Source organism: Peptostreptococcus stomatis DSM 17678, assembly GCF_000147675.1.
GTDB lineage: Bacteria > Bacillota > Clostridia > Peptostreptococcales > Peptostreptococcaceae > Peptostreptococcus > Peptostreptococcus stomatis.
Genome location: NZ_ADGQ01000056.1, coordinates 16,931 through 36,632, shown reverse-complemented (window position 1 = coordinate 36,632; position 19,702 = coordinate 16,931). Strand labels below are relative to the sequence as shown.

18 protein-coding genes are annotated in these 19,702 nt (G+C 38.1%); 13 read left to right on the top strand and 5 right to left on the bottom strand.

The genetic code is table 11. The features are described from left to right. The first annotated feature begins 107 nt into the window (after window positions 1-107). The 4 genes from HMPREF0634_RS05225 to HMPREF0634_RS05210 all read left to right on the top strand — a co-directional run bounded on the left by HMPREF0634_RS05225 (window position 108) and on the right by HMPREF0634_RS05210 (window position 6,589). Window positions 108-2,531: an endonuclease MutS2 gene (locus HMPREF0634_RS05225; protein ID WP_007789676.1), complete on the top strand. Its 2,424-nt coding sequence runs from the start codon at window positions 108-110 to the stop codon at window positions 2,529-2,531. A gap of 139 nt (window positions 2,532-2,670) precedes the next feature. Continuing rightward, window positions 2,671-3,138 (top strand): DUF523 domain-containing protein, encoded by a 468-nt coding sequence (locus tag HMPREF0634_RS05220; protein WP_007789650.1) that lies wholly within the window; start codon window positions 2,671-2,673, stop codon window positions 3,136-3,138. Between the two features lie 168 nt (window positions 3,139-3,306). Further along, on the top strand, window positions 3,307-5,007 hold the full coding sequence (gene argS, locus HMPREF0634_RS05215; protein ID WP_040565793.1) for an arginine--tRNA ligase: 1,701 nt from the start codon (window positions 3,307-3,309) through the stop codon (window positions 5,005-5,007). Between the two features lie 127 nt (window positions 5,008-5,134). After that, complete coding sequence (locus HMPREF0634_RS05210; RefSeq protein ID WP_007789661.1) at window positions 5,135-6,589, top strand: carbon starvation CstA family protein; 1,455 nt, start codon at window positions 5,135-5,137, stop codon at window positions 6,587-6,589. A 70-nt stretch (window positions 6,590-6,659) separates the two neighbouring features. Here the strand turns inward: HMPREF0634_RS05210 and HMPREF0634_RS05205 are convergent, their stop codons facing one another. Both HMPREF0634_RS05205 and HMPREF0634_RS05200 read right to left on the bottom strand, forming a co-directional pair. Continuing rightward, entirely contained in the window at window positions 6,660-6,899 is a 240-nt protein-coding gene (locus tag HMPREF0634_RS05205; RefSeq protein WP_007789742.1) for a helix-turn-helix domain-containing protein, read from the bottom strand. Window positions 6,900-6,916: 17 nt separating this feature from the next. Then, entirely contained in the window at window positions 6,917-7,438 is a 522-nt protein-coding gene (locus tag HMPREF0634_RS05200; protein WP_040565792.1) for a DUF2975 domain-containing protein, read from the bottom strand. Between the two features lie 1,036 nt (window positions 7,439-8,474). Between HMPREF0634_RS05200 and lon the strand changes: the two genes are divergently transcribed. After that, the gene (gene lon, locus HMPREF0634_RS05190; protein WP_243440515.1) at window positions 8,475-10,790 is read left to right on the top strand and encodes an endopeptidase La; all 2,316 of its coding nucleotides are present in this window, start codon (window positions 8,475-8,477) and stop codon (window positions 10,788-10,790) included. 111 nt (window positions 10,791-10,901) lie between these two features. Continuing rightward, complete coding sequence (gene yihA / locus HMPREF0634_RS05185; protein ID WP_040565801.1) at window positions 10,902-11,522, top strand: ribosome biogenesis GTP-binding protein YihA/YsxC; 621 nt, start codon at window positions 10,902-10,904, stop codon at window positions 11,520-11,522. A gap of 182 nt (window positions 11,523-11,704) precedes the next feature. Here yihA and hpt read toward each other — a convergent pair whose 3' ends face one another. Then, on the bottom strand, window positions 11,705-12,250 hold the full coding sequence (gene hpt, locus HMPREF0634_RS05180) for a hypoxanthine phosphoribosyltransferase (RefSeq protein ID WP_007789760.1): 546 nt from the start codon (window positions 12,248-12,250) through the stop codon (window positions 11,705-11,707). Between the two features lie 167 nt (window positions 12,251-12,417). Here hpt and HMPREF0634_RS05175 point away from each other — a divergent pair, with 167 nt between their 5' ends. The 4 genes from HMPREF0634_RS05175 (at window position 12,418) to HMPREF0634_RS05160 (ending at window position 15,655) form a co-directional block, all read left to right on the top strand. Further along, on the top strand, window positions 12,418-12,705 hold the full coding sequence (locus HMPREF0634_RS05175; protein ID WP_007789738.1) for an ArsR/SmtB family transcription factor: 288 nt from the start codon (window positions 12,418-12,420) through the stop codon (window positions 12,703-12,705). A gap of 126 nt (window positions 12,706-12,831) precedes the next feature. Further along, window positions 12,832-14,562 carry a CoA-disulfide reductase gene (locus HMPREF0634_RS05170; protein ID WP_007789689.1) on the top strand — a complete coding sequence of 577 codons (1,731 nt, stop codon included), beginning with the start codon at window positions 12,832-12,834 and terminating at the stop codon, window positions 14,560-14,562. Window positions 14,563-14,666: 104 nt separating this feature from the next. Further along, a complete protein-coding gene (locus HMPREF0634_RS05165) occupies window positions 14,667-15,341 on the top strand; it encodes a DsrE/DsrF/DrsH-like family protein (protein ID WP_007789623.1) in 675 nt (224 codons plus the stop codon). Window positions 15,342-15,436: 95 nt separating this feature from the next. Next, window positions 15,437-15,655 (top strand): hypothetical protein, encoded by a 219-nt coding sequence (locus HMPREF0634_RS05160; RefSeq protein ID WP_050786360.1) that lies wholly within the window; start codon window positions 15,437-15,439, stop codon window positions 15,653-15,655. A gap of 232 nt (window positions 15,656-15,887) precedes the next feature. On the opposite strand, the gene HMPREF0634_RS05155 is transcribed toward HMPREF0634_RS05160, so the two are convergent. Next, window positions 15,888-16,310 carry an NUDIX hydrolase gene (locus HMPREF0634_RS05155; RefSeq protein ID WP_007789725.1) on the bottom strand — a complete coding sequence of 141 codons (423 nt, stop codon included), beginning with the start codon at window positions 16,308-16,310 and terminating at the stop codon, window positions 15,888-15,890. 56 nt (window positions 16,311-16,366) lie between these two features. After that, window positions 16,367-17,044, bottom strand: a complete 678-nt coding sequence (locus HMPREF0634_RS05150) for a HEAT repeat domain-containing protein (RefSeq protein WP_007789756.1) — start codon at window positions 17,042-17,044, stop codon at window positions 16,367-16,369. 272 nt (window positions 17,045-17,316) lie between these two features. Here HMPREF0634_RS05150 and HMPREF0634_RS05145 point away from each other — a divergent pair, with 272 nt between their 5' ends. The 3 genes from HMPREF0634_RS05145 (at window position 17,317) to HMPREF0634_RS05135 (ending at window position 19,699) form a co-directional block, all read left to right on the top strand. Next, window positions 17,317-17,958, top strand: coding sequence for a YigZ family protein (locus HMPREF0634_RS05145; RefSeq protein WP_007789747.1), 642 nt, complete (start codon window positions 17,317-17,319; stop codon window positions 17,956-17,958). Window positions 17,959-18,002: 44 nt separating this feature from the next. Then, the gene (gene nadE / locus HMPREF0634_RS05140) at window positions 18,003-18,761 is read left to right on the top strand and encodes an NAD(+) synthase (protein WP_007789638.1); all 759 of its coding nucleotides are present in this window, start codon (window positions 18,003-18,005) and stop codon (window positions 18,759-18,761) included. A 215-nt stretch (window positions 18,762-18,976) separates the two neighbouring features. Continuing rightward, window positions 18,977-19,699, top strand: coding sequence for a YebC/PmpR family DNA-binding transcriptional regulator (locus HMPREF0634_RS05135; RefSeq protein WP_040565790.1), 723 nt, complete (start codon window positions 18,977-18,979; stop codon window positions 19,697-19,699). The last annotated feature ends 3 nt before the right edge of the window (window positions 19,700-19,702 follow it).

The window sequence follows — 19,702 nt, the reverse complement described above, 5'->3', positions numbered from 1 at the left end:
AAAATAAATCTTTACATATATATTATAACATGGTTAAAGACCAATGTGGTATAATATTGAGATAGAAATTAAAGTAGGCATCAAGGCCTTAGAAAAGGATGGTGAATATGGAAGCTAAATTTTATAAGGTGTTAGAATTAGATAAAATAATAGATATGCTAAAGGCCAAGGCTACATCCAGTCTAGGTCTTTCAATGATAGAAAAATTAAGACCAATGTCAACTTTCGAGGAGGTAAAGACTGCCCAGGAAGAAACTACTGAGGCCCAGTCAATCCTCATAAATAGGGGGCACGTTCCACTAGAGGGGATCCATGACATAGGAGACAAGGCCAAGAGGGCAGACCTGGGAGCTGTTTTAGAACCGAAAAGCCTCCTAGACCTGGCTGACACCATGAGGGCAACCAGGGTACTTAGTAATGTCCTAAGTGGTCAGATTAAGAAGGAGACCTTTGGTAATTCTGAGACTTCAATAGATGAAGAGGATGATGAAATCAAGTATCCTATCATCCAGAGCCTAGCCACATCCCTATATATACACAAGGATATAGAAGAGGAGATTTTCAATGCCATTATCAGTGAGTTGGAAATAGCTGACTCTGCTTCACCAGAACTAAGGTCAATCAGGAGGAGGATCCTACAGAAAAACCAGTCTATCAGATCTAAATTAAATGGTATTATATCTTCAACTACTTACCAAAAGTACCTCCAGGATGCAATTATATCCATGAGGGGGGACAGGTTTGTAGTACCAGTCAAAGCAGAGTACAGGTCTATGATGGCAGGAATTATCCACGACCAGTCTTCATCAGGAGCTACCTTATTTATAGAGCCTATGACTATAGTAGAGATGAATAATGACCTAAGACAGTTAAAACTTCAGGAAAAAGAGGAAATAGAAAAAATCCTGGCCAACCTGTCAGCCATGGTAGGTCAGGTGAGTAGGGAATTACTATCCAACCAGGAAATTTTGGCCAAATTGGACTTTGCCTTTGCCAAGGGTAAGCTTTCGATAGATATGAAGGCAACAGAACCAGACCTAAACCAAGATAGGTTGGTCAGGATAGTAGGGGGTAGGCACCCTTTATTGGATAGGAAGTCAGTTGTAGCCAATGATATTATCTTGGGGGGAGATTATTCAACCCTACTTATTACAGGACCAAATACAGGGGGTAAGACTGTAACTATCAAAACCCTGGGCCTATTTGCCTTGATGACCCAGTGTGGACTACACCTGTCGGCAAATTACGGGACTAGTATGTGCATATTCGACCAGATATTTGCAGATATTGGTGATGACCAGAGTATAGAACAGAACCTATCAACTTTCTCATCCCATATGACTAGGATTGTAGATATAGTAGAAAGGGTGACAGACCAGTCTCTAGTAATATTTGACGAATTAGGGGCAGGTACAGACCCAGAAGAAGGGGCAGCCCTGGCCATAGCAATCTTGGAAAATATAAGGTCGTCTGGGGCATCTTGTATAGCAACTACCCACTACAGTGAGTTGAAAAAGTATGCCCTAGCCAAAAAAGATGTGGAAAATGCAGCAGTAGAGTTTGATATGGGGACTCTTTCTCCTACCTATAGGCTCCTAATAGGGGTACCGGGCAAGTCAAATGCCTTTGAAATATCTAGAAAGTTAGGCCTAGGTGAGCATATTATTGACCAGGCAAAAAACTTTCTTACTAACGAAGATATAGAAATAGAAGAAGTCTTACAGAATGTCGAAAAGAGCAGGCTTAAAACCCAAGAGGAACTAGAAAGGGCAGAGAGGTACAGGCAGGAAATAGAGGATATAAAGCTAGACTACCAGGCCAAGTTGGAAAAACTAGACAAGTCAAAGGCCAAGGTCCTGGAAAATGCCAGAAGTCAAGCTTTCTCTATAGTTAGGCAGGCCAAGGAAGATACGGATGCCATGATAAAGGAAATCAGGAAGACAGACAGGCTTAAGGATAGCAGGGAAAAAGACCGTAGACTTGAGGAGATTAGAAAGAAAATCGGCCAGTCTATGGGCAAGTTTCAGCCTAGTGTGGAGAGTATGGTTGTTCCGAAGTATGCATCCAAGGAAATCAAGACCCTAAAACCTGGTACAGATGTAAATATAATAACCTTAAGGCAGGATGGTACAGTTATATCAGCAGATGACAAGAAGAAGGAAGCCATAGTCCAGGTTGGTATCATGAAGATGAGTCTGCCGTATAAGTCGCTTAAACTTATAGCTAAGAAGGAAAAGAATACGGTGACCAAGACTACAAGACAGGTTATAAACTCCAAGTCCGGTAGTGTAGAAAGAAAGGTGGATCTAAGGGGTATGAACCTTGAAGAAGCAACCATGGCAGTTGAAAAGTACCTGGATGATGCCTGTATGGCAGGCCATGAAGAGGTAACGATCATACATGGTATAGGCACAGGTATACTGAAGAAGGGTATGACAGAGCTATTGAAAAAGAACCCCCATGTTAAGTCTACGAGGCCAGGCCAGTACGGTGAAGGTGGGGCAGGAGTAACCATTGTAACTGTAAAATAGGTTAGAAAAATCAATGTATATGGCCTAAATCTAGCTAGGTCAAGCATAGGCTAAATACTATATATGATAGCCACACTTAGAAAGATAGATAAAAGCTATAAAGTGAATATAAAAAACTAAAGTCAAAAAGGTGATAAAAATGAAAAATATAGATAAGGGGCCAGTCCTAGTATCTGCCTGCCTCCTAGGTGTAAAATGTAAGTACAATGGTGGCGACAATAAAAGTGAAAGGGTCCTGAAATTCTTGGAAGGAAGGGACTATATTAAGATATGTCCCGAATCCATGGGTGGCCTTGAGTCACCACGTCTGCCATCTGAAATAGAGCCCGGATATGATGGGGTAGATGTAGTAGAGGGTAGGGCAAAGGTATATGATGAGGATGGTAAAGATGTAACAGCAGAATTTTTAAGGGGGGCACAAATTTCATTGGACCAGGCTCAAAAACACCAGGCCAGCCTGGCTATACTAAAGGAATCTAGTCCATCCTGTGGTGGCAACAAGATCTATACAGGCAGGTTTGATGGCCAAAAAAAGGTTGGACAAGGCGTGACTGCTGCCCTACTTAGAAAGCATGGAATAAGGGTAATAACTGAAGAAAATCTTTGATTCGTATATAAACTTAATTATCGTTTTTACAAAGGCTTAGACTAATAATAATATATATAGGAAATAAGACGTAAAGTATTGAAAAAATAAAAAAAATGGTATATCATATAATATTGAAGAAAGCAGAACGATTATATGACTATAGATAAATATATTGGAGGAAGACTAATGGCAGATTTTAAAAAGCTGATATCTGAAATTATAAAGTCTGAGATAGAAGACTTGACTCTTGAAGAGATAACAGCCCTTATAGAAGTACCACCAAACAAGGAAATGGGTGACTATGCCTTCCCTTGTTTTAAGCTAGCAAAGATATTTAGAAAGGCTCCAAATGCAATAGCAGAGGACTTGGCAGGAAAAATACAGCCAACAGATGACATAAATAAAATAGTAAACCTGGGAGGCTATGTGAATTTCTTTGTCAATAAGGAAAGTCTAGCCAAGAAGGTAATAAATCAAGTTTTAAGTGAAAAGGAAAATTACGGTAAGAGTGAATTTGGAAAGGGTAAGACTGTAGTAGTAGAGTTTTCTTCTCCAAATATAGCTAAACCCTTCCATATAGGTCATGTAAGGACGACTGTAATAGGTAATGCCCTTAGTAAGATATACCAGTCACAGGGTTACCACGTTGAAAAACTAAACCACCTTGGTGACTACGGTACCCAGTTTGGTAAACTGATAGTGGCCTACAAACTATGGGGAGACAAGCAGGCAGTAGAAAAAGACCCTATAAAGGAATTACTAAAATTATATATCAGGTTCCATGATGAGGCTGAAGCCAAGCCAGAAATGGAAGATGAAGCCAGAGAATGGTTCACTAAATTAGAAAATGGAGATCAAGAAGCCAAAGACCTATGGCAATGGTTTAGGGATGAGAGTTTGAAAGAATTCTCGAGAGTTTACGACCTACTAGACATAGATTTTGACTCATATGTTGGAGAATCTTTCTATTCAGACAAGATGCCAGCAGTAATTGAAGAATTAAAGGAGAAAAACCTATTGGTAGAGTCTGATGGTGCCATGATAGTAGACCTAGAAGATAGCAAACTACCACCAGCCCTAATTCAGAAGAGGGATGGTTCTACGCTTTACCTGACTAGAGACCTGGCATCTGCCTTCTACAGAAAGAAAATATATAACTTTGACAAGTCGATATATGTAGTAGGGGCACAGCAAGAGCTACATTTTAAACAGTGTTTTGAAATAATTAAGAGGATGGGTTATGACTGGTATAAGGATATGGTCCATGTTCAGTTCGGTATGGTTGCCCTAGAAGAGGGAACTATGTCAACTAGAAAGGGAAGGGTAGTCTTCCTTGAAGATGTCCTAAACCAGGCAATAGATAGGACTAGACAGATAATTGAAGAAAAGAATCCAGATGCAGAGAATATATATGAAGTTGCAAAGGCAGTAGGTGTGGGAGCTGTAGTATTCCAAGAACTATCTAATAGTAGGATCAAGGACTACACATTCTCATGGGATAGGACACTTAGCTTTGAAGGGGAAACAGGACCATATGTTCAGTATACACATGCTAGGTGTTGTGCTGTACTAAGGAAGGCTGACCAGCCTATAAGTGCAGATATTAACTATGAAGCCCTGTCTGACCAGGATGCAGCAGATGTCTTAAGTGTGCTAGAAACATTCAACAAGAGTATTATGACTGCCATGAAGAAGAATGAGCCACATATAGTGACTAGGTTTGTATTGGACCTGGCCCAGGCCTTCAACAAGTTCTATCACAACAGTCCTATCTTGGTTGAAGATGATGACTTAAGGGCAGCAAGACTAGCCCTGGTTGAAGCAACTAGACAGACAATTGAAAATGCCCTAAAGATTTTGGGCATGAAGGCTCCTCAAAAAATGTAGGATAGGGGACAGAATCAGGCCTAAATGTGCTTGACTATTTATTTGATAGATAGCCAAAGCAAAAATAGCCTTAAACACGTAAATCAATCAATATTGATTTAAATAAAATTTTAGGAGGTATTATAAAATGACTACTTTTATAATTGGATTAGTTATACTAATCGGTGGCGGATTAGCCTATGGTAAAGTCTGTGAAAAAGTCTTCGGACCAGATGATAGACCAACACCAGCTGTTAGTATAAACGACGGTGTAGACTATGTTCCTATGAAGCAGAGCAAGAATGCACTTATTGAATTACTTAATATTGCGGGTACAGGACCAATTCTTGGACCTATCCAGGGTATCCTGTTTGGACCTATAGCATTCCTATTGATACCAATAGGTTGTGTGCTAGGTGGAGCAATGCATGACTATTTTTCTGGTATGATTTCTATCAGAAGTAATGGTAAGCAGATGCCAGCCCTTATTCAGGACCACTTAGGTGGAAAGGTTTATAAGGTATATAATATCTTTATAATCGTCCTAATGATTCTAGTTGGTGCTGTGTTTATTTACACACCAGGGGACTTGGTAGTAGCCAGTCTATTAAAGCAGCAGGCTGTCAGCTCAAATCCTATAGTTTGGGTAGTATATGCTGTTATATTCTTCTACTACTTAGCAGCTACTTTATTCCCAATTGACAAGATTATTGGTAGAATATATCCAATATTCGGTGCAATATTGTTGTTATCAGCAATTGGTATATTCTTTGGACTATTTATCAAGGGATATCACCTAGATAATGTAACTGCGGCTAACTGGATGGGTTCACATCCTAAGGGAACTCCGTTATTACCAATATTCTTCGTAACTGTTGCATGTGGTATAGTATCAGGTTTCCACTCAACTCAGGCTACACTAATTGGTAGATCTGTATCTGATGAAAGAGAAGGTAGAAGGACTTTCTACGATATGATGATACTAGAAGGTTTCATCGCCATGATATGGGCAGCAGCAGCTATGGGTATCTACTATAAGGGTGTGCCAGCAGAACTAGTTGGTAAACCGGCCATCATAGGTTTGGTCGCTAATGATATGCTAGGTACGATAGGTGGTCTAATTGCCGTACTTGGTGTAATTGTATTACCTATAACATCAGGAGATACAGCCCTTAGAGCAGCTAGATTGATGATAGCAGATGCTATTGGATACGATCAGTCAAAGGCTAAAAATAGGGTTACACTATCAATTTGTATATTTATACCGGTTATAGCAATCCTTATATTCGCTAAGTTGAATGCAGAAGGATTCAACGTATTATGGCAGTACTTCGCATGGGCTAACCAGACTATAGCAGTATTTGCATTTGCTATGATCACATTGTACTTGTACAAGTTGAAGAAGCCTTACATCATGAGCTTAATACCAGGTATGTTCTATATGTATATCATATCTACATACCTACTAAATGCTAAGATAGGATTCAACCTACCACTAGGCATTGCCACTATAGCAGGTATAGTACTAGCATTCGTATATGCTTACCTAATTATAAGAACTGGTAAGAAGGATTTATCAAACGCAGAAAGATTAGAAGCTTAATCTTAAATAGTTGATTAATCTAAATAGACTTTGTCAGTAACCCAAGTGTTACTAGACAAAGTCTATTTTTTTAATCTATATCATTTTCTATATTATCATCTAAACCATCATCTATATATTCAAGTATATCACCTGGTTGGCAGTCCAGAGCCTTACAGATATCATTCAGGGTTGAGAACCTGATAGCACGGGCCTTGCCGGTCTTTAATATAGACAGGTTGGCACTAGTTATGTTTATAGTCCTAGCCAGGTCCTTGGAGCTAATGCCCTTTTTTAGCAAGACCAGGTCTAAATTTATTTTTATAGACATATTATTTTGCATACCTCCTATATTGTTAAGTCATAGTCTTCCTTCACTTTGATTATACCTATAAAGATCTTATGGAAAACATAAAATAAACATGCTAATATAAAAAGGGAAAAAAATAGACTGCGAAATTCAATCACGCATAAGAGGTTATCCTGCTTTCTTATAAAGATAGAATATAGCAATAAGATTATTAAGAGTGCCATAAAAAGCCTATTTAAGACCTGTAAATATCTTGCATTCTTGATATTTAAAGGAGAGGCTTTTTCTATAGCAGTGTATATTTTGTGCAGATAGAACAAAACTAAAGATACGAAAAGCATAACAGTAAATTCAAAAATAAAAGGGGACAGATCAACGTGAAAATTAACTATACTTGCTAACCCGACAAGAAGTGCTAAGAAATTTAATCCAGTGGTTAAAATACTAGAAAACAATAACAATTGTAATATTCTTACAAGAAATTTCCTTTGATATTTATATATGAAATTTGTCCAAGAAGTGGACTTTTCACCCTTATATTTATTTACATTTCTATTCATAATAAAGCCTCCGTTTTAAAAATTTATATGAAATTTGTATTAAATACCACATTTTCAAAATATACTTTGGTATAAGGTCTGGAATTTAAACTAAATTATATATTCAGATTCTTTCTTAATACTAACAATTTCAGACAATATATCACTTAAAATAAGTAAAGAAATGGAAGATATGTAAAATATAAGAGAGACTAGATTAATCGTAAGCCCAAAAACAACAAAGGCACCATCTAACCCCCTATATGTATCTTTAAACGTCGAAGTTACTCCTATTATAAAAAATAAGAGGGAAGTCCACTTTATCAAGGTCACCACCTTACTTGAGAAGGGATTAACTTTTATTTGATTCAGAGTTATATAGACGAGGACGAAAGAAACAAGGCTAGTTATAAAAAATATCATATAGGAAATCTTAAATACGAGGTCTTTTTTTGTATAATTTGGATTCAAAATCAACTTTAAATCGTCTATGGAAAATAGAACCCAAGCTAATATAAACAAGACTAGTACAATTTTAATAAAAGAAAGTTGCTTCTTATTAAATATTTGATCGTTCATAAAAATTCTCCTTACTTATACAATCAACTAAATTAAATATTGCTTACTTAAATTATAGGATTAAAGTTATTGAATGTCAATAATAAATTATTGAAAAACGATAATTTATTTCTTAAGCCGATCTTAAAAAAAGTCGGCTATATTTAGAATATAATTTTTGGTGGAAAATTAAATAAGAAGAATATTTTTCATATATCATATTAATTGAGAAAATAAGGGAGTCATTTTTGCAGTAAAATACCATTAAGAAGCATATTTTTACAAAAAAAGTCAATAAGTTCCATGTTTTTGGGTAATTGTATTGAAAATAGGTAGAAATTATGTATATAATAGGATTACACGTAAATTTGTAGTTTGAAAGGAGTAAGCTATGAGTAAATTAGATGATAAAATAGATGAAATAGAAGTTACTGAGTCTGAAAATAAAAAAAAGCAGGCTAAGGACCAGGGTGTAATAATATTCAAGGATAAGATAGAGATGCCAATGATACCTCTAAGGGGGATATCAATATCTCCATGTATCCTACAATCATTCGATATAGGAAGGTTAAATTCTATTGAGAGCTTTGAGCTATCTATGATAAATGATGAAAAGATATTTTTAGTTAGTCAGATGGATTCCAGTATAGAAAATCCTACGATTGATGATATATATACAATTGGTACTATATGTAGCATCAAGCAGGTAATCAGGACATCTGATACCTCTATCAGGGTCCTGGTAGAGGGTATAGAGAGGGCCAGACTCGAGTCTATGAGGATAGATGAAAATGATGCCTGGATGGGTGAGATCACACCTATAGAATTTGATGAAGAACAATTTACAAAGGAAGAAAAGACTAGACTAGAAGCCTATTCAAGAAGGCTACTAAAGGGCTTTGAAGAGTACCTTAGTATAGCAGCTGATGTGCCTACGGATGCTTCCATGGACCTTTCAGATGCTGAAGGTTATTCTATGATAGTTGATATAGTGGCTTCTAGCCTCTTCTTAAAGTTTAGTGATAGGCAGAAGGTCTTGGTTACCCTTGATATTGAAGATAGGATGAAACTCCTATACGACTACCTACTAGAAGAGTTAGAGGTAATCAAGATAGACAAGAAAATCCACAACAATGTTAGAAAGCAGATGAACAAGATCCAGAAGGACTACTACTTAAGGGAGCAGTTAAAGGCCATTCAGAAGGAACTCGGTGATATCAGCGATGATGGCCAGGAAAACCAGTATAGGGCCAAGTTGGATGAGTTGAAGATTTCTGATGAGACTCGTGAGAAGATTGAAAAGGAAATAGAGAAGTTGGAAAGAACACCTTCTAATTCTCCTGACTACAGTATTTTAAAGAACTATTTGGATACTATTTTCTCCCTACCATGGAACAAGGAGTCCAGAAACAGGTTTGATATAAACAAGTCTGAAAAGATCCTAAATGAAGACCACTATGGTTTGGATGATGTCAAGGACAGGATACTTGAGTACCTGGCAGTTAGAAAGCAGTCAAAGAATATGAAGGCACCAATCATATGTCTAGCCGGACCTCCAGGTGTTGGTAAGACATCTATAGCAAAGTCAGTTGCCAGGGCAATAGGCAGACCTTTTATAAGAATATCACTTGGTGGTGTCAGGGATGAGGCTGAAATCAGGGGTCATAGAAGGACCTATATAGGGGCCATACCAGGTAGAATTATAAATGCCATGAAGGAGGCCAAGTCTAAAAACCCAGTAATCCTTTTGGATGAAATTGACAAGATGTCCAGTGACTTTAAGGGAGACCCAACATCTGCCATGTTGGAAGTATTGGATCCAGAGCAGAACAAGTACTTTGTAGACCACTATTTAGAGCTACCATTTGACCTATCAAAGGTAATGTTTATAACTACTGCAAATGACCTAAGGCAGATACCTAGGCCCCTACTTGATAGGATGGAGATTATAGATATAGAGGGATATATTGAAGAGGAAAAGCTAGAAATAGTTAAAAGGTACATATTGAAGAAGCAGATCAAGGAAAATGGTCTAGCCAAGGGCTTTATTACTATTGATGACGATGTAATTAAATACATTATCAGTAGGTACACAAGAGAGTCTGGTGTTAGACAGTTAGAGCGTACAATTGCCAAACTATGCAGGAAGGTAGTTAAGGAGATGGTCGGTAATCCAAAAATGAAGCCTATCAATTTGACCAGGGAAAAGGTGGTAGAATACCTGGGAACTGAGAAGTACAAGGAGGAGCCACTTGACCTTAACCCACAGGTAGGTGTGGTAAATGGACTAGCCTGGACAGCTGTGGGTGGAGTTACCCTAGAGGTAGAGGTCAGTGCCCTACCAGGTAAGGGTGGTATAGTACTTACTGGTATGATGGGTGATGTCATGAAGGAATCTGCCAGGACAGGTATTTCATATATCAGGTCTATTGCAGACAAGCTAGGTATACCAGCTGACTTCCATAAGGATAAGGATATACATATCCATATACCAGAGGGGGCTACTCCAAAGGATGGTCCATCTGCCGGTATTACCATGACCCTGGCTACTATATCTGCCCTGACAGACAGGCCGGTACCAGGAAATATAGCCATGACAGGTGAAATTACCCTGCGTGGTAGAGTCTTGCCTGTTGGTGGTGTAAGGGAAAAGGTCCTAGCCGCCTATAGGATGGGCATTAGAAAGATTATCCTACCTAAGGATTGCAAGGCAGATATTGACAAGATACCGGAAAATGTAAGGCAGGACATAGAGTTTGTATTAGTAGAGACTATGGACCAGGTAATTGACATAGCCTTGATGGAAAAAGAGTAGGTTGATACTATGGCTAAGAATAATACCAAGAAAAAGAACAATAAGAAGACCATGACCAATCCTCCCCACTACTACAAGAGCCGCCAGAGTGAGGTTCCAACAGAGGAGATAATGAAGATTAGGAGTGCTGAAATTACCATGAGTGCTGTCAGCAAAAGCCAGTACCCTGCCGAGGGAATACCGGAAATAGCCCTGGCAGGTAGGTCTAATGTTGGTAAGTCATCTTTGATTAATGGTCTTTTAAACAGGAGGACCTTTGCAAGGACATCTTCAACACCTGGTAAGACAAGGACTATAAATTTCTACCTGATAAACAATGAATTTTACTTTGTCGACCTGCCGGGATATGGATATGCCAAGGTATCCAAGACAGAAAAGGACAAGTGGGGTGGCATCATGGAGCGCTACCTGGAGGACAGGGAAGAGTTGTGTGCTATCTTTCTCCTAGTTGATGTAAGGCATGAACCGACAGCAGATGACCAGATGATGTACGACTGGATCAAGCACTTTGGTTATGACTGTGTGGTAGTTGCAACTAAGGCAGACAAGATTACCAGAGGCCAGTACCAAAAGCATGAAGCCATTATCAGGAGGACCCTGAATATGGACAAGGATGACAAGGTGGTAATTACATCTTCATCCAAGAAAAATGGCCTAGAAGACCTTTGGGAGACAATAGTAGACCAGTATGAAAAATATGGCTACCAGATAACCTATGAAAAAATGGTCTAGTATTTGAACTTGGACTCCAAGAAGAAATACTAAAGATAAAAATATAAAAAGGAAATACCAGTAATTTCTTGCAAGCAACCCGGATTAGATCTTCTAATCCGGGTTATTAGTAAGAAGATTTTTAGTATTTCCATTAATAAAATTCAAAATATGGGCAAGTTTTTACTTGCTTGTTTTTCTATTTATAATAATTCCTCAGTAACATTGAATATATAAGGGACATTCCTGTACATATCTTCAAAGTCGAATCCATAGCCAACTACGAACTTATCCTCTATAGTAAAACCAATATAATCAGGTACAAATTCTACCTGCCTCCTACTAGGCTTGTCTAAAAGAACACATGTCTTAAGACTTTTAGGATTTTTTCTTGCTATATGTTTGTAAACAAAGTCCATTGTATTGGCTGTATCAGCTATGTCATCAAGAAGAATGACATCATACTGGCTTAGATCGTCTATTGTAATATCAGCCTGGACCTGGACCTTGCCACTGGAGTCAGTGGAGTCACCGTAGCTTGATGTAGTCATAAAGTTGATTTTTAGCCTAGGTATGTCTATTGCCCTAACCAGGTCTGCACAAAAAATAAAGCTACCCTTTAGTAGGGATATTACCAAGAGATTCTTGTCCTGGTAATCATTTTTAATTTGACTTCCGAGCTCTTTTATTCTAGTCTGTAAGGCTTCTTGGTCGTACATAATTTCCCATTTTCTTTCTTCTATGTTCATTGTAACCTCCATATATTAGTTTTCATGCTTAATTAGTATAATATTCATTATATCATATTTTTATTTATCAGAATATACGACATAAAAAATAAAATGCCTATTGACACATATATTCAAATATTGTAATATATGAATATACAGAAAGTTATATATAAGGAGGTGGGTATATGGAAGAACTAAATGTAAATGCCCAGGCCCTAGTTGAGTATGCTAATGTTTTAAAGGCTATATCTCATCCGGCCAGACTATGTATAGTCAAGGGCTTGGTCAAGGAAGGACCTAGTAATGTATCTAACATGCATGTCTGTCTAGAACTTGCCCAGTCCACGGTATCCCAGCACCTGTCAAGGCTAAAGTCAGCAGGTATTATTAAGGGAGAGAGAAATGGGACGGAGATTATCTATTCCATAGACAATGATTTTGTAGCTGAAATAGTGAAAAATATGAATGACTAAAATAGGTTTGAATTATTAATTTATAAAATCAAATTAATTTATGAAAATCAAGTATACGAAATTAAAGAATAAGAATTAATTTGTGAAATTTTAAGTATCAACTTATAAAATTGAGAGGAGAAAATTATGAAAAAAATACTGATTGTAGGTGGGGTTGCAGGTGGTGCAACAGTAGCGGCTAGATTGAGAAGATTAGATGAAACAGCTAATATAATAATGTTTGAGAGAGGCGAGTATATCTCATTTGCCAACTGTGGTCTACCATACTATATAGGCCAGGTTATAACAGAAAGAGAAGCCCTATTAGTTCAAACTGTTGAAGGTATGAGCGCTAGATTTAGTCTAGATATCAGAAACTTTAGTGAGGTAACTGCTGTAGATCCTGACAAGATGGAAGTTACAGTAAAAAATCTTCAAACAGGCCAGGAATACACTGAATCATATGATGAATTAATCTTGTCACCAGGTGCTAACCCAGTTAAGCCTCCAATTCCAGGACTGGCTGATGCTGACAATGTATTTACTCTTAGAAATATACCGGATACAGATGCTATCAAGGCTTATGTAGATGAAAAAGAACCTAAGGAAGCAGTAGTAATCGGTGGAGGTTTCATAGGTATAGAAATGGCTGAAAACCTAGTTGAAAGAGGTGTTAAGGTACACTTGGTAGAAATGCTAGACCAGGTAATGGCACCATTTGACTTTGAGATGGCCCAGATCCTACATGCCCACATGATAGACCACGGAGTTGACCTGGTATTGGGTGATGGAGTAGACTCATTTAAGGATAATGGAAGAACTATTGTGTTGAAGAGCGGTAGGGAAATACATACAGATATAACTATCCTATCAATAGGTGTTAAGCCTGAAAATGCACTAGCAGTGTCTGCAGGTCTAGAAATGGGACCTAGGGGTCATATAAAAGTTAATGACAAGTTAGAAACTTCTAAGCCACATATATATGCCCTTGGTGATGCTATAGAAACACAGGATAGGGTATATGGCCAGCCAGCCAGCATAGCCCTAGCATCTCCTGCAAATAGACAGGCCAGGATACTTGCCGATAGACTAAACGGTATAGATGTAAGATATAAGGGTGCCTTGGGAACATCTGTAGCAAAGGTATTCGATATGACGGCATCATCAACTGGTAAGAATGAAAAGAGCTTAAAGCAGATGGGTATTGACAATTACAAGGTAGTTCACCTTCACCCGTTGTCAAATGCTGGTTACTATCCAACAGCTATGCCTCTTGACTTCAAGTTAATATTTGAAGTACCAAGTGGTAAGATATTAGGTGCCCAGGTAGTTGGTTTTGCAGGAGTTGAAAAGAGGATAGACGTAATAGCTACAGCAATAGCAGGTGGTCTTACAGTAAGAGACCTGGAAGATGTAGAATTAGCCTACGCTCCACCATTCTCATCAGCTAAGGACCCGGTAAATATGGCAGGTTATGTGGCTACTAATATAATAGATGGCCTAGTAGAGACTGTTACGGTTGACAAGATAGATGATTTGGTTGCCCAGGGAGCCTTCCTAATAGATGTTAGGACACCAGAAGAGTATGAACTTGGTTCTATAGAAGGATCGGTAAATATACCTCTAGATGAATTGAGGGATAGGTTAGATGAAATACCTAAAGACAAGGACCTATATGTAACTTGCCAGGTTGGTCTAAGGGGTTACCTAGCTGCTAGGATTCTTACTCAAAAGGGCTTCAAGCCAATCAACCTTGATGGTGGTGTCAGCTCATATGACCAGTTAAAGTTAAATGTAAATAAGGAATCAAATTCTGATAACCTAGGTGGTTTAGGTATTGCTTGTACAGATAACTCAGATGTTATAAAAAAAAACTAGATAATGAAGAGTCTTCACCAGACGATACCTATACGGGTAAACTTATACGAATAGATGCAAGAGGACTTCAGTGCCCAGGCCCTATAGCCAAGGTATTTAAGGCTATGGATGAGGCTTGCATTGGCGACAGGATAGAGATATTAGCGGGAGATCCAGGTTTTAGGAAGGATATAGGGGCTTGGTGCCAGAAAATGGGGCACAGTTTGGTAGATGTCTCCTTAGAAAATATGGTAACTAAGGCTGTAATCCAGAAAAATGGACCATGCCAGCCAATATCTTGTATGACAAGTGGCCAAGAACCAGCCAACAAATCAAATGGAGCTACCATGGTAGTTTTCAGTGGTGACCTGGACAAGGCCATAGCTTCCTTCATTATAGCGACTGGGGCGGCATCCATGGGCAAGGAAGTTACTATGTTCTTTACCTTCTGGGGCTTGAATATACTTAGAAGAAGTGATGCTAATGTAGATAAGAAGGGCATGGAAAAGATGTTCGGCATGATGATGCCTAAGGGAATCGATGAACTTAAGATATCCAAGATGAACATGGGTGGACTAGGAACTAAGATGATTAAGGGTGTAATGGACAAGAAAAATGTCGATAGTCTGGAATTACTGATGACTAGGGCCCAGGAAATGGGTGTAAAATTTGTGGCCTGCTCTATGAGTATGGATATAATGGGTATCAGGGAAGAAGAACTAATCGATGGTGTGGAAATAGCTGGTGTTGCAAGTTATTTAGCACATGCTGAAGAAGGTAACTTAAACCTATTTATATAAAAATATTCAAATACTTATAAAAAAGGCTTGAAAAAAATCATATTCAAGGTATAATGGAAAGGTAGTGTAAAAAATCCAATATAAGGAGATCCATTATGAAAGATAAGACTAGACAGATTCGAGAAATGAATTTTTCAAGCATCGAAAGAAAGAAAGTTTTTGAAGCCAAGCAGAGGATAGCCATTGAAAAGTTCGGCAACATGTTTGAGGATGATACCTTCTTTGCTCTTGAACTAGAGTTAAATCTTGATCTAAGGAAAGACTTAGACAAAGAGTATGATGTAAGATACAATTTGAATAGAAAAATGAATTAGTAATATCCATAGAGATTAGAAAAAAGTGGGGTCAAGTTTTATAGTTTGACCCTGCTTTTTTTGTAAAAGTAATTATAATGGAGGAAGAAAATAAAGGGCACCACACCTACCTAATATTAGTTGCAATGCCCTTTTTAAGGTGACTACCTATGCCAGTTAGTCCCTCATATATTAATTTTTATAATACTCCCCCGTCTTCAAATAAAAGAAGACCTACTTTTTTAAAAAAGTATTATTTATCATCACTTTTCTTGAAGTTCTTATACTTCTTATAAGAAACGTCCACTAGAGATTTCTCCTTGCTATGTGTTAACATTTCCAGTGCCTCTGATACCTTATAGAAGCCACCGCCTAAAAATTCACCTGTTAATTTAACTTCTTGGTTAGGTGATTCCATAACATACCACATAATCGCATTACATACTCTCTGGTTTCTACTCCTTGAGAAAAATTCATATATAGTATCACCAGCTATATCGAGTATTTTAGCATCAACGCCAGTTTCAAATTTTACCCTATCTATTGCGCTTTCATGAGGTAGACCATCACCAATGATCTTACCCTTAGGTAGAGTCCATTCGCCCTTATCATTCTCAACTAGTAGAACCTTATTTGCATAAAACACAACACCACCAGAACAACGTCTCACTATCATCTTGAATCCCTCCAGTTTAATAAGTAATATTACTATACCACGCATCTACGTGGCTATTATTTGATTTTGTACTTGAAATATAGTTTGTCCAAAGAAAGGACACAGGCCCTAATCACATATTCCTTTTCAAAATCCGTCTTGTTTTTTATAACATTTTCTAAGACTTTTATACTGTCCCTATTGCCAATATCACCTAAGAATTTGGCACAATATTGTCTGATTTGAGGATTGTCATCCATGAGTCCCATTTCCACAACGGAGACACTACTGGTACTGCCAATTTTACCTATGGCTGAGTAGGCTATTCTCCTGAGATTTGAGTGCCCCTTTTGAGTTAGGGGGTAGAGGATATTTAAAAACCTGTCATCCCTAAATTCTCCTACGGTCCAAACAAGAACCATCAAATCATCGACATTATTAAGTTTTAGGATACCTTTATAGACCTGTCTTTTAAAAGCATTTTTATCCTTATCAGATAAATTATCCAAAAACTCTAGGCGCTCCTCCTTAGTCAAGGTAAGGTAGTCTACAATAATATCACATTCAGCATCCTTCTTGCTTTCCTGCTTTGATTTACGAATCTCGGTCTTGGCAGTGATAAGCTGAAGATTGACCTCATCTTGTGACAAGTTCCTTATCCTTGCTATCTGAGGTACAGTTAGCGAGTCTCTATAAAGGAGATAAGTTATAAAGTAATCCTCAAGGTCGTCGACATTATCCCATCCTATTACCAATTTTGTCCCCTCCTTCTATGATTTTTAGGCTTGGTGAGAACTAGTACTACCAGAACCCAAAAATAATATTATAATCTTATTCTATAAAAGTATACGATTTCCTTTTTATTGATAAAAATTCTTTATAAATTTTTTAAATATTCGGAAATATTTAACGATTTAATTTAGAAATATTTTCTCTAGGCCAATACTTGACAGATTATCAGCTACTTTGTCAAAAAACTTTCTTATATGTGGTATAATAAGGTTATTGAATAAAGGGGGGTGTTTTGGTGGATACATACAGGACTATACACGACTATGGCATGGACCAAGTTACAATAGAGAAGTCCCTTTTCATCGGTTATGCCAAGCCAGTTGAAAGTGAGGAAGAAGCTAGGGCTTTTATAGCTGAAATAAGTTCTAAGCACAAGGATGCTACCCATAATGTATGGGCCTATGTGATTGGACAAAATATGAATATACAGAGGTATAGTGATGATGGTGAACCCCAAGGTACTGCCGGAATACCTACACTAGAAGTTATAAAAAAGGAAGGCCTATGCAATGTGGTTGTCGTAGGTACCCGTTACTTTGGTGGGATCAAGCTGGGGGCTGGAGGTCTGGTTCGTGCCTATACTAAGACGGCAAAGATTGGCCTGGATGCAGGTCAGATTGTTGAAAAAATGCCCTTTATCCAAGTGTCTGTAGAATTGGACTATACACTACTAGGCAAGGCCCAAAATGAGTTGGCCAATAGGGGCTACCATGTAAAGGACATAGAATACACTGATAGTGTAAATATAATAATCAACTGTGAACAAGATAGACTAGAAGATTTGAAGGCCTTGTTTGTAGAATTGACCAGTGGCCAGGCCCAAATAAAGGAGATGGGGAGCTTTTACCTATCTGTAAAGGATGGTAAGATTTTATAGTAAATATAAAGTAAAAATATAATTGTATTAATTGGGAGGATTTTATGTTGACTAGAAGACAGCAGATTGACAAGACTGTAGAGTGGATAAGGGCAAAGGTTGAAGAAGCCCATTGTAAGGGGGTAGTAGTAGGTGTATCAGGCGGTATTGATTCAGCAGTAGTTGCCTACCTAATCAAGGAGGCCTTTCCTGATAATTCCATGGGTGTAATAATGAACATCAAGAGTAATCCCCAGGACAAGATTGATGGCATGAAGGTTATAGATGGGTGTGGTATTGACTACCTGGAATTTGACCTAGACCAACCACAGGTGGATATCCTAAACATGGTGACTGACAAGTTAAGGGACAAGGGCCTATACAGGGAAGAATCATTAAAGATGACTGATGCCAATCTTAGGGCCAGAATTAGGATGTCAACAGTTTACACAGTAGCCAATAACCTGGGTTATCTGGTTGCAGGTACTGATAATGCAGCAGAACTCCATACAGGCTACTTTACGAAGCATGGAGATGGTGGTGTCGATTTCTTACCAATAGCAAACCTTACAAAGGGAGAGGTTTTTGAATGGGCCAAGGAATTGGGTATCCATGAAGACTTGATTAATAAGGCCCCATCAGCAGGCCTATGGGAAGGGCAGACAGATGAGAGCGAAATGGGAACTAGTTACAAGTATATAGATATGGTTCTAGAAGGCAAGGCCGACCAGGTTCCTGAAAAAGATAAGGCTATAATTGATAGACTACACAGGGTTAGTGAGCACAAGAGGGTGCCAGCAGCCAGGCCGCCAATTTTCGAATAGGGAAACTCCTTTTCATAGAAAGTTTAAAGACCAGCTTCATTGGTTAGAATAAGAGATTTAAATAAATGATAAAGTAGGCCCCAACTTGGAAATGTGAGTTAGGGCCTATTATAAGGCGATTTATATTAACGAATGGTAAAATTTGTGATATAATATTTGAGGATAATCCGTATAAAGTATTTTAAATATATAAATAAGTATTAAGGAGTGAAATTATGGGTCGTATTCATAATATTGAAGGAAGAAAAAATAAACAGGATGCAGCAAGATCAAATGTATTTACAAAGCATGCAAGGGCAATTGCAGTTGCAGCAAGAGAGGGTGGAGGAGATCCAGAATACAATGCATCTCTAAAGGCAGCAATAGTAAAGGCAAAGTCAGACAATATGCCTAATGATAATATAGACAGGGCCATTAAGAAAGGTGTTGGTGGCGGTGAAGGTGAAAACTATGAATCAATAACTTATGAAGGTTATGGACCAGGTGGAGTAGCCATAATCGTTGAAACTTTAACTGACAACAAGAACAGGACAGCAGGTAATGTAAGGTACTACTTTGACAAGAACAATGGTAACTTGGGAACACCAGGTTGTGTATCTTTTATGTTTGATAGGAAGGGTCAGATCTTTATATCTGCAGAGGATGCAGAAGAAGATGAATTGATGGAAGTATCACTAGACTTAGGTGCGGAAGACTTTATAGCCGAAGAAGTCGGCTATGAAATATTAACTGCCCCAGAAGACTTCAATGATGTAAGGGATGGACTAGAAGAAAAGGGCTACAAGTTCCTGGCAGCTGATGTTAAGCTAATACCTCAGACTACTAGTGTTTTGGAAGATGAAGGCCAGATCAAGTCTATGGAAAAGCTATTGGACATACTAGAAGAAGATGATGATGTACAGAATGTACACCATAACTGGGAAATGCCTGAAGCATAGGAA